This is a genomic window from Sphingomonas sp. IBVSS2 (genome assembly GCF_002127225.1).
GTDB lineage: Bacteria > Pseudomonadota > Alphaproteobacteria > Sphingomonadales > Sphingomonadaceae > Sphingomonas.
Genome location: NZ_NFUR01000007.1, coordinates 22,792 through 35,099 on the forward strand (window position 1 = coordinate 22,792; position 12,308 = coordinate 35,099).

General features: G+C 67.8%; 15 protein-coding genes. 9 read left to right on the forward strand and 6 right to left on the reverse strand.

Annotated elements, in window-relative coordinates:
• Positions 1 to 13: 13 nt before the first annotated feature.
• Both CAP40_RS18385 and CAP40_RS18390 read left to right on the forward strand, forming a co-directional pair.
• Positions 14 to 847 (forward strand): glycerophosphoryl diester phosphodiesterase membrane domain-containing protein, encoded by an 834-nt coding sequence (locus CAP40_RS18385; protein WP_086131020.1) that lies wholly within the window; start codon positions 14 to 16, stop codon positions 845 to 847.
• Positions 844 to 1,584, forward strand: coding sequence for a hypothetical protein (locus tag CAP40_RS18390; protein WP_086131021.1), 741 nt, complete (start codon positions 844 to 846; stop codon positions 1,582 to 1,584). The genes CAP40_RS18385 and CAP40_RS18390 overlap by 4 nt, the downstream gene beginning before the upstream one ends.
• Here CAP40_RS18390 and CAP40_RS18395 read toward each other — a convergent pair.
• Genes CAP40_RS18395 through CAP40_RS18405 form a run of 3 tightly spaced genes read right to left on the reverse strand, consistent with a single transcriptional unit; the run spans position 1,548 to position 3,438 of the window.
• The gene (locus CAP40_RS18395; protein ID WP_086131022.1) at positions 1,548 to 2,147 is read right to left on the reverse strand and encodes a GNAT family N-acetyltransferase; all 600 of its coding nucleotides are present in this window, start codon (positions 2,145 to 2,147) and stop codon (positions 1,548 to 1,550) included. The genes CAP40_RS18390 and CAP40_RS18395 overlap by 37 nt on opposite strands.
• A 2-nt stretch (positions 2,148 to 2,149) precedes the next feature.
• Positions 2,150 to 2,992, reverse strand: a complete 843-nt coding sequence (gene hemF / locus CAP40_RS18400) for an oxygen-dependent coproporphyrinogen oxidase (RefSeq protein ID WP_086131023.1) — start codon at positions 2,990 to 2,992, stop codon at positions 2,150 to 2,152.
• Entirely contained in the window at positions 2,989 to 3,438 is a 450-nt protein-coding gene (locus tag CAP40_RS18405; protein WP_086131024.1) for a tRNA (cytidine(34)-2'-O)-methyltransferase, read from the reverse strand. The genes hemF and CAP40_RS18405 overlap by 4 nt, the downstream gene beginning before the upstream one ends.
• Positions 3,439 to 3,639: 201 nt before the next feature.
• Here CAP40_RS18405 and petA point away from each other — a divergent pair, with 201 nt between their 5' ends.
• From petA to CAP40_RS18430, 5 genes are all read left to right on the forward strand, one after another.
• Positions 3,640 to 4,191, forward strand: a complete 552-nt coding sequence (gene petA / locus CAP40_RS18410) for a ubiquinol-cytochrome c reductase iron-sulfur subunit (protein WP_086131025.1) — start codon at positions 3,640 to 3,642, stop codon at positions 4,189 to 4,191.
• Positions 4,192 to 4,203: 12 nt separating this feature from the next.
• Complete coding sequence (locus CAP40_RS18415) at positions 4,204 to 5,463, forward strand: cytochrome b N-terminal domain-containing protein (protein ID WP_086131026.1); 1,260 nt, start codon at positions 4,204 to 4,206, stop codon at positions 5,461 to 5,463.
• Positions 5,464 to 5,478: 15 nt separating this feature from the next.
• Positions 5,479 to 6,315, forward strand: a complete 837-nt coding sequence (locus tag CAP40_RS18420) for a cytochrome c1 (protein WP_086131027.1) — start codon at positions 5,479 to 5,481, stop codon at positions 6,313 to 6,315.
• 79 nt (positions 6,316 to 6,394) lie between these two features.
• Positions 6,395 to 6,931 (forward strand): adenine phosphoribosyltransferase, encoded by a 537-nt coding sequence (locus CAP40_RS18425; protein WP_086131028.1) that lies wholly within the window; start codon positions 6,395 to 6,397, stop codon positions 6,929 to 6,931.
• A gap of 111 nt (positions 6,932 to 7,042) precedes the next feature.
• The gene (locus tag CAP40_RS18430) at positions 7,043 to 7,372 is read left to right on the forward strand and encodes a hypothetical protein (RefSeq protein ID WP_256924364.1); all 330 of its coding nucleotides are present in this window, start codon (positions 7,043 to 7,045) and stop codon (positions 7,370 to 7,372) included.
• 119 nt (positions 7,373 to 7,491) lie between these two features.
• On the opposite strand, the gene CAP40_RS18435 is transcribed toward CAP40_RS18430, so the two are convergent.
• The 3 genes from CAP40_RS18435 to CAP40_RS18445 form a co-directional block, all read right to left on the reverse strand.
• Entirely contained in the window at positions 7,492 to 7,938 is a 447-nt protein-coding gene (locus tag CAP40_RS18435) for a MaoC family dehydratase (protein WP_086131029.1), read from the reverse strand.
• Positions 7,939 to 8,097: 159 nt separating this feature from the next.
• On the reverse strand, positions 8,098 to 9,378 hold the full coding sequence (locus CAP40_RS18440) for an ectonucleotide pyrophosphatase/phosphodiesterase (RefSeq protein WP_086131030.1): 1,281 nt from the start codon (positions 9,376 to 9,378) through the stop codon (positions 8,098 to 8,100).
• Positions 9,379 to 9,496: 118 nt separating this feature from the next.
• Positions 9,497 to 10,255, reverse strand: coding sequence for a glutaredoxin family protein (locus tag CAP40_RS18445; protein ID WP_086131180.1), 759 nt, complete (start codon positions 10,253 to 10,255; stop codon positions 9,497 to 9,499).
• Between the two features lie 44 nt (positions 10,256 to 10,299).
• Between CAP40_RS18445 and CAP40_RS18450 the strand changes: the two genes are divergently transcribed.
• A complete protein-coding gene (locus CAP40_RS18450; RefSeq protein ID WP_086131031.1) occupies positions 10,300 to 10,686 on the forward strand; it encodes a MerR family transcriptional regulator in 387 nt (128 codons plus the stop codon).
• Between the two features lie 53 nt (positions 10,687 to 10,739).
• Positions 10,740 to 12,197 carry an alpha/beta hydrolase gene (locus CAP40_RS18455; RefSeq protein ID WP_086131032.1) on the forward strand — a complete coding sequence of 486 codons (1,458 nt, stop codon included), beginning with the start codon at positions 10,740 to 10,742 and terminating at the stop codon, positions 12,195 to 12,197.
• Positions 12,198 to 12,308 lie beyond the last annotated feature (111 nt).

Consider the following 12,308-nt stretch of genomic DNA (forward strand, 5'->3'; position numbering starts at 1 on the left):
GGACATCGGGCGCATGGCGAAGATGGGCACCGTCTGGGATCGGACGGCGGAGTTTCTGAGCGACAATCTGGGCGCGATCCTGCCCGTGGCGCTGCTCGCCTTCTTCGTGCCGGCCTCGATCGAAGGCAGCTTCCAGGCGGCCAAGACCGGGGGGAGCCCCGGGCTGGTGCTGTCGCTCTATCTTGTCCAGCTCGCCTTCGGCATCCTCTCGCTCTGGGGTTCGCTCACCATCTCCGCGATGGCGCTCGACGCGACGAGCGTGCGCGGCGCCGGCGTGATCGGGCGGGACCGGCTGCTGCCGGCGCTCGCGGTCTCGGTGCTGCTGTTCGCAGTGATGTTCGTGCTGGTGCTGCCGATTCCGGTGGCGCTGCAGCTGAACGGCTACGACCTGATGGAGATCGCGCGGGGCGCCAATGCCGGGCTCGGCCCGCAGATCGCCGGCGGCATCGCGCTCTACGGGCTGGTGCTGGTCGTGCTGCTCCTGTGGATCGGCGCGCGGCTGTTCGTCACCAATCCGGTGATCGTGCGCGAGAAGCGGATGTTCTCCGCGCTTCGCCAGTCGTGGAAGCTCACCCGCGGCATGACCTGGCGAATCATCGGCGTGATCCTGCTCTTCGCGCTCGTCTCCTGGGTTTCCATGCTCGCCGCCAACATGGTGTTCGGCAGCATCTTCGCGCTGGTCACCGGTGCCCCGGCGGAAGGAGTTACGCTGGCCGGCGTGCTCACTTCGATCGTCGTCGCCGCGGTGCAGACCGGCTTCACCGTGCTGGTGCCCGCCTTCACCGCCAAGCTCTATCTCGCCCTGGCGGCCGACGCCGGGCTGCGCGAAGGCGCGTTCCGGGCATGAGCCTTACCAGCCGCGGCATCCTTGCCGATGCCGTCACCCTGTGGCGCGCCGAGCGCGAACTCCTCCTGGCGCTGGCGGGCATGTTCTTCGTGGTGCCCATGCTGGGCGCGGCGCTGCTGCTCGCCGGGCTCGAACCGATGGCGACCGGGGATCCGGAAAAGCTCCGCGCGGCGCTGACGGCCTTCTACACCGCCAATCTGCCGGCGATCCTGGCGATCAACATCGCCATGGAATTCGGCACCTTCGCGATATTCAACCTCTATCTCCAGGGCGGCGGGCGCACGCTGGGCGAAGTGCTGCTGATCACGCTGAAGCGCTTCGCCGCCTTTTTCGTGCTCACCGTGATTGCCGGGCTGCTCTTTTCCATCGGCTTTTCGCTGCTGGTGATTCCCGGCCTGTTCGTGCTGGCGCGAACCTGGCTGGCGGGACCTGCCCTGGCCGCCGATCCGGCTATGGGTGTGCTGGGCGCCTTTCGCGAGGGATGGCGGCGCAGCGCCGGCCTTACCGGCTTCGCGCTGCTGGGCCTGGCATCGATGACGATGTTCCTGGCGTTCGGGCTGGTGATCCTCACCGGCGGGATATTGGGGACCATCGCCGCGCTGATCGGCGGTGCGCAGGCGGTTGCGCCCGTCTCCTATCTCGTCACCGCGCTGTTCGGCGGCGGCGCCTGGGTCGCGCTCGCGCTGATCCGCATCGCCGCCTATCGGCTGGCCGGGGCGCCCAGGCGGGGGATCTGAGGCGCGGCGCCGGGCGCCAGCACGCCCGCCAGCCGCGGATCCGCGAACGTCTCCACCGTGCGCTTGTAGGGCACGAAGCCGTGCTTGCGGTAGAAGCCGAGCGCGCCCGGATGGTCGAGCGTGCAGGTGTGCACCCAGACGCGCGTCACTGCCGGCGTCCAGGCGAGCATGAGCGCCTGCGCCATCAGCCAGCCGCCATGCCCCTTGCCCGCCAGCTCGGGCACCAGCCCGACGAAACCCAGCTCACAGGTCGCCTCGACGCGGAAATCGAGCTCGAGCATGCCGACTTCGATTCCCGCGCGATCGACCACCGCGAAGACATGGACCGCGGGGTCGTGGAGGATCGCGGCTAGGCGCTCCGCGTCCATCACCAGCCGCGAGAACCAGAGCCAGGGCTCGCCGACGCGCCGGAACAGCGCGCGATACTTGGCCGGATCGGGCGTGGGCCAGCGCACCAGCCGCAGCGGCGAATCGGGCAAGGGCCGGGGCCGCGGGCGCGCCAGCATCTCGAGCGCGGTGACGATGGTGGCGACCTGGTCGTCGGCGACCGGAATCAGGCCCATGCTCAGCTCCACGCCGCCATCGGCGGCAGGCTCATCAGGATCGCATCGATATTGCCGCCGGTCTTCAGCCCGAACAGGGTGCCCCGGTCGTAGATCAGGTTGAACTCGGCATAGCGGCCGCGCCATTCGAGCTGCTGCCGGCGTTCGGCCTCGCCAAAGGGCAGGCCCATCCGCCGCCGCACGATGCGGGGATAGATGTCCAGGAACGCGCGGCCGACATCCTGGGTGAAGGCGAAGTCCGCCGCCCAGTCCTTCTCGAGGTGGTCGTAGAAGATTCCGCCCACGCCGCGATGGACCTTGCGGTGCGGGATGTAGAAATATTCGTCCGCCCATTTCCTGAAGCGCGGATAATGTTCCGGGTCGTGCGCGTCGCAGGCGGCCTTGAGCACCGCATGGAATTCCTCGGTATCCTCGGCATAGGGAAGGGGCGGGTTCAGGTCCGCCCCGCCGCCGAACCAGCGCCGGGTGGTGGCGAGGAAGCGCGTGTTCATGTGCACCGCGGGCACGTGCGGATTGGCCATGTGGGCGACCAGGCTGATGCCGGTGGCGAAGAATTTGGGATCCTCGCCGGCGCCGTGGATCGACTTGGCGAATTCCCCCTCGAACGTGCCGCCGACGGTGGAGACGTTGACGCCCACCTTCTCGAACACCTTGCCCTTCATCACGCCGCGCACGCCGCCGCCGCCAGGCTCGCCCGAGGGATCGGCGCGATCCCAGGGGATATATTCGAAGCGTGCGTCCGATCCGGCCTCGGCCTCGATCGCCTCGAACGCGGCGCAGATCGCGTCGCGCAGGCTCTCGAACCAGGTGCGGGCGGCCTGTTGCTGTTCGTCGAGCTCGATCATTCCGGAAATCCTTTGGTCTGGCGGAGCGCCTCGGCGAGCCCGATGCCCGCCGATACCGCGAGATTCAGGGAGCGCAGTCCGGCGCGCAGCGGTATGCGCACGATCAAATCCGCGCGCGCATGCACGAAATCCGGGGCGCCGCGGCTCTCCGAGCCGAACAACAGCGTGTCGCCGGGCCGGAACGCCGCCTCGTCGAGCCGGATCGCCCCCTTGGTGCTGAACAGCACCACGCGGCCGGCAAGCCTTTCGGCGAACGCATCGAAATCCGCGTGACGCGCGACTTCGGCGATCTCACCATAGTCCATCGCGGCGCGGCGGCGGGCGGCGTCGTTCCAGGCGAATCCCATCGGTTCGATCAAATCCACGGGCGCGCCGAAACAGGCGCCGAGGCGCAGCACGGCACCCACATTGCCGGCGATATCGGGCTCGAACAGGGCTAGTCGCATGGTGCCGCTCCTAGCGTCCACCCGCCCGGCGCAGCAAGTCGTTCAAAATCCCTGTTGCCGAAGCGCTTGGGCGCCGTCTATCAGGCCAGCTGGCTTAACCGGGAGACACCGGTGGGCCGCGAGGGGGGCCTTAGCGCCCGTGTCTGCGTCACGTCCTACCCGCGCGTCCGCCGCGGCAAGTTCGAAGTGCAAGGGGTAAACATGGCAATTGAAGGCGATCTCGCCGGTCTCGAAAATCCCCGCCGCCGCGATTATCTGCAATATGCCGCCGTTTCGGTGGCGGCTGTGGGTGCGGGCGTCGTGGTGCTGCCGCTCGTCAATTCGATGAACCCGTCGGCCGATGTGCTCGCACAGTCCACCACCGAGGTGGACGTGTCGAAGATCGAGCCGGGCCAGGCGATCAAGACGAGCTTCCGCAAGCAGCCGCTGTTCGTGCGCAACCTCACGCCGAAGGAGATCGCCGAGGCGGACGCGGTGCCGCTCTCCAGCCTGCGCGATCCGCAGACGCTCGAGCAGCGCACGGCCAAGGGCCATACGAACTGGCTGATCACGCTGGGCGTCTGCACCCATCTCGGCTGCGTGCCGCTGGGCGCGGGCGAGGGCGAGAATCGCGGGCCGTTCGGCGGCTATTTCTGCCCCTGCCACGGTTCGGCCTATGATACGGCCGGCCGCATCCGCCAGGGCCCCGCGCCGAAGAACCTCGAGGTTCCGAAATATAATTTCACGTCCGACTCTGTCGTCGTGGTTGGGTGAGGATAGAGCGCGATGAGCTTTCCCTGGGCCAAGCATTATGAGCCGAAGCATCCGCTGATGCAGTGGGTGGACTCGCGTCTGCCGCTGCCGCGCTTCGTCTACAACGCCGTCGGCGCCGGTTATCCGGTGCCGCGCAACCTCAATTACTGGTGGAACTTCGGCGTGCTCGCCGGGGTGGCGCTGGTCTGCCAGCTGATCACCGGCATCGTGCTGGCGATGCACTTCCATTCGTCGGCCGCGGGCGCCTTCGAATCGGTGAATGTCGGCATCATGCGCGACGTGAACGCGGGCTGGTTCCTGCGCTTCGCCCACGCCAACGGCGCCTCGATGTTCTTCGTGGTGATCTACATCCACATGTTCCGCGGCCTCTATTACGGGTCGTACAAGGCGCCGCGCGAGATGGTGTGGCTGCTCGGCGTGGTGATCTTCCTGCTGCTGATGGCCACCGCCTTCATGGGCTATGTGCTTCCCTGGGGGCAGATGAGCTTCTGGGGCGCGCAGGTGATCACCGGCTTCTTCTCGGCGATCCCCGTGGTCGGCGACTGGGTGCGCATCTGGCTGCTCGGCGGCTATGCGCCGGACGATGCGGCGCTGAACCGCTTCTTCTCGCTCCACTATCTCCTGCCCTTCGTGATCGCGGGCGCCGTGATCCTTCACATCTGGGCGCTGCACATCCCGGGCTCGTCGAACCCGACCGGCGTGGAAGTGAAGGGCGAGCAGGACACCGTGCCGTTCCATCCCTATTACACGGCGAAGGACGGGCTGGGCGTGGTGGTCTTCCTGATCGCCTTCTCGGCGCTGATCTTCTTCGCGCCGGACCTGCTGGGCCATCCGGACAACTATATCCCGGCCAACCCGCTCTCCACCCCGGCGCACATCGTCCCCGAATGGTATTTCTGGCCGTTCTACGCGATCCTGCGCGCCTTCACCGCGGACTTCATCCTGCCGGCGAAGCTGTGGGGCGTGCTGGCGATGTTCGGCTCGATCCTGCTCCTGTTCTTCCTGCCCTGGCTGGACAAGTCGCCGGTGCGCTCGGGCAGCTATCGCCCGATGTACCGGATCGCCTTCTGGGTGCTGGTGGCGGACGTGCTGGTGCTCGGCTATTGCGGCGGCTCGCCGGCCGAGCCGCTCTATGTGATCGTCAGCCAGATCGCGGCAGCCTATTATTTCGCGCACTTCCTGATCGTCGTGCCGATCATCTCGCACCTGGAAACGCCGAAGCCGCTGCCGGGCTCGATCACCGAGGCCGTGCTGGCCAAGACCGGCGCGTAAGGGGGACTGGGAACAATGACTTCGCTGTTCATCAAATCGATCAAGTTCCTGGTCGGCGGTGCTTTCATCCTCGTGCTGGCGATCGCGCTCTTCGGCTCGGTCAAGGGCGTGATCTACGAGCCGCCGGCGGAAACCGCCGAGCACATGATGCACAAGCATCCGGAGCCGCTGAAGCTCGCCTCGGACGGGCTGCTCGGCAAGTTCGACCGGCGGCAGCTGCAGCGCGGCTTCCTCGTCTACAAGGACGTCTGCTCGACCTGCCACTCGCTCAACCTGGTCTCGTTCCGCAATCTGAAGGACCTCGGCTATACCGATGCCGAGGTGAAGAAGATCGCCAAGGACTGGGGCACCAAGCAGCCGGTGTTCGACGAGAAGGGCGGCACCTGGGGCGAGCGCGACAATGTGCCGTCGGATCGCTTCCCCAAGGTCTATTATCCCGGCACCGGCACGCCGCCCGACCTCAGCCTGATCACCAAGGCGCGGCATAACGGCGCGGCCTATGTCCACTCGCTGCTGACCGGCTATAACGAGAAGCCGTCGGCGGAGGCGCTGAAGCACTTCCCGGAATTCGCCAAGACGCCCGACGGGATGCACTTCAACCCCTATTTCGCGAACCTCAACATCGCGATGCCGCCGCCGCTCACCCAGGACGGCCAGGTCAATTATTCGGACGGCACCCGCGCGACGATCCCGCAGATGTCGGAAGACGTGGCGGCGTTCCTGGTCTGGACGGCTGAACCCACGCTCGAGACGCGCCATGCGGCGGGCCTCGCCGTGCTGGGCTTCCTGATCTTCGCGGCGTTCCTGACCTATGGCGCCTATCGCTCGGTATGGGCAGGCGTTAAGCACTGATCCGCTTCGGCGGCAGTATTGGCCGTATCGAATCCCGCCCCGGCACCGCCAGGGCGGGATTCCTGTTTCGAGGGCTTCGATGGCTGAGAATGACGACATCCGGCAGCGCATCCGGACGATTCCCGATTTCCCCAAGCCGGGCATCATGTTCCGCGACATCACCACGCTGCTGCTCGATGCCGAGGGGCTGCGGCTCACCGTGGAGCGGATGGCGGCGGCGGTGGACGGCCCGATCGATCTCGTCGCCGGGATCGAGGCGCGCGGTTTCCTGTTCGGCGCGGCGCTGGCGGTGAAGCTCGGCGCGGGCATGCTGCTGGTCCGCAAGGACGGCAAGCTGCCGGGCGCGACGATCGCCGAGGATTATGCCCTGGAATATGGCACCGACCGGATCGCCATCCATGCCGACGCGCTGGCACCCGGCGCCCGCGTGCTGCTGGTGGACGACCTGATCGCTACCGGCGGCACCGCCCGTGCCGCGGTGCGCCTGTTGCGCAAGGCCGGGGCGGAAGTCACCCAGGCCTCGTTCGTGGTCGACCTGCCCGAGCTGGGCGGCGCGGATGCGCTGCGCGGCGACGGAATCGCGGTCCATGCGCTGGTGGCGTTCGACGGGCATTGACCGGTGCCCGAGGGGCAGGGAACTCTCCGCCCTCCTCGCTCATTTAGGTCGATACGGGGGCGCGCAGATGCGATCCCGCTTCCGTCCGCGTCTCCCGCCAGGAGACCGGACATGCGCTTCGTCTTCAAATCCATGGTTTTCGCCGCCGGCATCGTCGGAGCCGCCACGCTCGGCGGCTGTGTCGATGACGGTTACGGTTATGGCGGCCGCGTCGCGGTCGGCTATGATGCCGCCTGGGGCGATCCCTATTGGGGCTGGTACGGCGACTATTATTATCCCGGCACCGGCTATTACGTCTATGATCGCGCCCGGGTCCGCCACCCCTGGACCGATGCGCAGCGCGGCTATTGGGAGGGCCGCCGCACCAATTGGCGCGGCAACCCGCATTGGCGGAACAACTGGCACGACTTCCGCGGGCCCGGCGGCGGCAGGCGGCGCTGATCGGAGGGCCTGGCTTCACGGCGTGGTCCAGGCAGATCGTTGATTCGCCTGGAGACTGGACTCTCATTTCGTCATCCCCGCTCAGGTGGGGATGACGGGTTTGCTGCCTGAGTCGTGCTCTAGGCCGGGCGCCGCCGCATCAGCGCCAATGCGACGAAGCGGAGCACCGGCTCGCCATGCTGGTTGTAGGTGGTCGTCTGCGTCCGCATGCTGCCCATGTCGGGCCGGCTGCGCGAGGGATTCACTTCGAGGATCTCGCTCTCGCAGCGCAGCACGTCGCCCGGATGGACCGGCTTGAGCCAGCGCAGCTCGTCCACTCCGGCGGCGCCCAGGCTGGCCTGGGGATGCACCGCCATCTCGGCGACGAACATCGACATGGTCATCGCGCAGGTGTGCCAGCCGCTCGCCGCCAGCCGGCCGAAATGCGTCTCGGCGGCGGCTTCGTCGGAGAGATGGAAGGGCTGCGGATCATATTTCCGCGCGAAGTCGAGCACTTCCTCGCGCGTGACTTCGTAACGGCCGAAGCTCCGCGTCGCGCCGACTTGCATGTCATCAAGGTAGAGCATGAGATCAGTTTCGGATGAAAACGGAACTTTGGCAAGCCCCGTACGCGCATTCGCATGGGCCGCGCGGCGTCCGGACGGGGGCCATACTCCCCGTCATCCCCGCGCAGACGGGGATGACGAAGCCAGTTTCAAAGCCTTGCCCGGATTCTCGACCCAGCGCTATCGCACCAGCACGTCCCGGAAGGGCGCGTCGGTGCCGTCGACCCCGGCCTTGGGCGGCAGCCCGATCAGGTCGCGCAGCAGCGGATAGACGTCGACATTGGTGAAGGCCGGCAGCGTCGCCGGGCGGAAGGCGGGCCCGTTGGCGATGAACAGCGCGGTCATGTCCGGCGACTGGTTGTCGAACCCGTGATTGCCGCCGGTATCGCCCGGCTTGCCGGCCTTGTCGCTGATCATCCAGCCGGTCTCGGCCAGGCAGAAGATCGCCGGGATGCGCGGATTGGTGCCGTAATGGAAACGCGCCGGAATCTCTGCCTTGCGCCAGCATTCGTAATGGTCGTGCTTGCCGAGCAGCGCCTTCTCCACCTTGGCCTCCTTGCCCGGGGCGGGCGTGAGGCTGAGATAGGGGCCGGTCTCGACCAGGTGATAATCGTCGGGATCGAGCCCGCCCAGGATCGCCAGCGTCCGCTCGCCGCTGGTTGCGGCCATGCCGTGATCGGCGACGATGACGAGGTTGGCGGGCTGGCCCAGCGCGGCGAGCCCGTCGGTGAGCATGCCGATCACCGCGTCGATATCGGCAACGGCATCGGTGGTGCGCTGGTCGCCCGGGCCATAGCTATGGCCGGCGGTATCGATCGTGTCGAAATAGAGCGTCAGCAGCTTCGGCCGGATCGTCGCGGGCCGGCGCAGCCAGTCGATCACCGCATTGACGCGCTGCGCGCCGGTGATCACCTGGTTGAACTGTGCCCAATCGCTCGGCCGCGTGCCGCCCGCGATCGCATGGGGCCAATTACTGGCCTTCACACCGCCGATCGCCACGTTCGAGCCGGGCCAGAATTCGGTTGCGGTGCGGACGCCCGCCTTCTCCGCGTCCACCCAGATCGGCGTCGCCGCGTTCCACCAGAACGGGTCGTCGCTCATCATGGTGAAGACTTCCTTCGGCCGGGCCGCATCCTCCATCTTGTTGGCGGTGATGCCGTGATGGTCGGGATAGAGGCCGGTCACCAGCGTCCAGTGATTGGGGAAGGTCTTGGACGGGAAGCTGGGATGCATCGGCGCGGTGACGCCGCCCGTGGCAAGGCGCGAGAGATTGGGCGTCACGCCGCGCGCCAGATAATCCGCGCGGAAGCCGTCGATCGAGACGAGGATCGTCACCGGCGCACGCTGCTCGACGGCCCCCACCGGTGCCGCGGCGGGTGGCGGCGCGGCGACGGGCGCCGTGGCACAGGCCTGGAGAATGGCGGCAAGCGCCGCGGCGGCGATCTTCGAATACCAGCGCATGCGCGGCCCCGTGACAGCGAAATGTTGCGGGGACATGTCGTTACATGCCGGCGCCCGGCCGGGCAAACCCTGCCCGGCCGGGCGCCGTCCCGCCCTGGGGGCGGCGGGTCTCCCGTACCTACATCGCCATGCCGCCGGGCCCGGCGATCATCCACAGCGCCATGCCGATCATGAACAGATTCTCGGTCAGCGAGACGAAGCCGAGCGGCACGTTGCTGCTGCCGCCCACACAGGCGCATTTGAGCGTGCGCCGGTCGACATAGACCGCCTTGAACACCGAGACCGCGCCGATCGTGCCGATGGTCAGGCCCAGCGGCGCGGCGAACCAGGGGAGGGCGCCTGCGGCCATCAGCACGCCCGCCAGCCCTTCGAGGAACGGATAGGCGTAGGCATAGGGCACCCAGCGCCGCGCGAGCAGATCATAGTTGAGGAACATCGACGAGAATTTCTCGACGTCCTGCAGCTTGAGCATCGCGAGCACGCACATGCTGAAGCTCACGAACCATTCGGCCGCGCGCACCGTGAAGGGCGAGCCGGTCACCGCGAAGCTCGCCGCCATCGCCAGCGCCGCGGTCATGCCGAACAGCGCGATCACCGGGCGATAGCTGGTCGCGCCCGGCTCGGCGACCCTGCCGCCGAGGAAGCGGGTCAGGTCGTCATTGCCGCCGATCCGCTTGCCGTCGATGAACGTCTGCGGCGTGGTCTGCACGCTGTGCTCCCACTTGAACGCGTCGGTTGCCTCCCGCGTCGTCAGCCAATGATCGTCCACCGTGTAGCCGTGCCGCTCGAGCTGCCATTTGGACTTGATGCCATAGGGGCAGACATGATCGGGCATCACCATGCGATAGAGCGTCGCGCGCTTTGCGTTTTCAGTCATGCGCGCCATATAGGGTCCGTACCATAGTACGGAGTCAAGGCGATATGCTGACGATCGGAAAATTGGCGGAGGCAGGCGGCGTGGGGGTGGAGACCATCCGCTATTATCAGCGCCGCGGACTGCTGCCCGAGCCGGAACGCGGCTATCATGGCGGGGTGCGGCGCTATGGCGAGCAGGACGTGCGCCGGCTGCGCTTCATCCGCTCGGCCCAGGCGGCGGGCTTCACGCTCGAGCAGATCGGCGAGCTGCTCGCGCTCGATGCGCGTGACGATCGCCCGCGCGCCCGGGCCCTGGCCCGCGAGCAGATCGCCGTGCTCGACCGCAAGATCGCCGAACTCGGTGCCGCGCGCGACGCGCTTGCCAGGCTGGCGCGCGAATGCGGCGGCGGCGGCGCCGGGCCATGCCCCATCCTCACGGCGTTCGAAGGATAAACCTGCCGTTCATTTCGCGCGCGCCACGATGCCGCGAAACGGGGAGGGGCGGGATGCGGATTCTGTTCGGGCTGATCATGGCGCTGGGGCTGGCGGGGGCCATGCCCGCATCGGCGAGGGACGCGCTGGCCCTCACGCCGGGCACCGAGACCGCGGCGGACGGCCGCCCGGTCCGTTACGAGATCGGCGCGATCGAAGTTCCCGAAAACCGCGCGAAGCCCGACAGCCGGCGAATCACGGTGGGCGTGCTGCGGATCAAGGCCGCGAAGCCGGGTGGCCAGCCGCCGATTTTCCTGCTCGTCGGCGGCCCCGGCGTCACCATGCTCGACACGATCGGGGACCAGAGCCCGGCGGCCAGGCGCCGCCTGGGGACCTGGCTCGACTATAGCGCGACCAACGACCTCGTGATCGTCGAGCAGCGCGGCTACACTCTGCGCGGCGACATGCTGGAGCTCCGCTATCCGGCGATGCCGCTCGACCGGCCCGCGACGATCGAGGACGATGTCGCGGTGATGCGCGCGCTCGCCAGCGATGCCGCCGCCGCCAATCCGGGGCGCGACCTGGCCGGCTATACGATCGCCGAATGCGCGGACGATGTCGACGCGGTCCGCCGGGCGCTGGGCTATCCGAAGATCGGGCTGATGGGCGCCAGCTTCGGCTCGCAATGGAGCTTCGCGGTGTTGAAGCGCCATCCCGGCACGGTGGCGCGCGCGCTGATCTCCTCGGCCGAGCCGCTGAACAACGGCTATGACATGCCCGGCCATGTCTTCGCCGTCCTCCAGCGCGTCGCGTTCGAAGCGGAGCAGGACCCGGCGCTGCGGCCCTTCATCCCCCAGGGCGGCCTGATCGCGGCGGCGCGCGCGCTGCGCGATCGCTTTGCCAGGAGACCGATCACCGTCGATCTGCCCGAGGGCAAGGTGGTGATCGGACTGGGCGACTATCAGCAATCGCTGTTCGCCAAGGTGATCAACGCCGCGCAGTGGCCGGCCTTTGTCATCGATCTCCATCACGGTCGGTACCAGGCCTGGGCGCGCGAAGTGGCCGATGGGCGCAAGGCCGCCACCCAGTCGCTGATCGGCCCGCTGATCGACACCGCCACCGGCGTCACCGCCGCGCGGCTGGCCCAGCTCGAAAGCGATCCGGCGCTCGACATGCTCGGCCGCTGGAACTTCGCGACCTACACGGCCTCGGCCGGGCTGTGGCCCACCGCGGACCTGGGCGACGGCTTTCGCCTGCCGGTGCGCGACGAGACGCCGATCCTGTTCGTCCAGGGCGATTGGGACGCGAACACGCCGATGGAGAATCTGCTCGATCTGCTGCCCTGGTTCCCCAATGCCCGCGCGCTGATCGTCCATCGCGGCCAGCATAACGGCCCGATGCCGCTGCTGCGCGACCATCCCGATCTCGCCGCCGCGGCGCTGCGCTTCCTGCGCGAAGGGGGGATGGCGGGGCTGCCGAGCCGCGTCGAGGCGGCACCGGTCAAGTTCGCGCTGCCATCGACCGGCGGCTGAACCGGCGGATGCGCGGTACTTCGTCCGATCCGCGCCGCGTTCGGCCGCTAACCGGCGGACGGTTCATTCGGAGTTCAGTCTTCGCTCCGTTTCTCGGGTGAAACGAAGTCG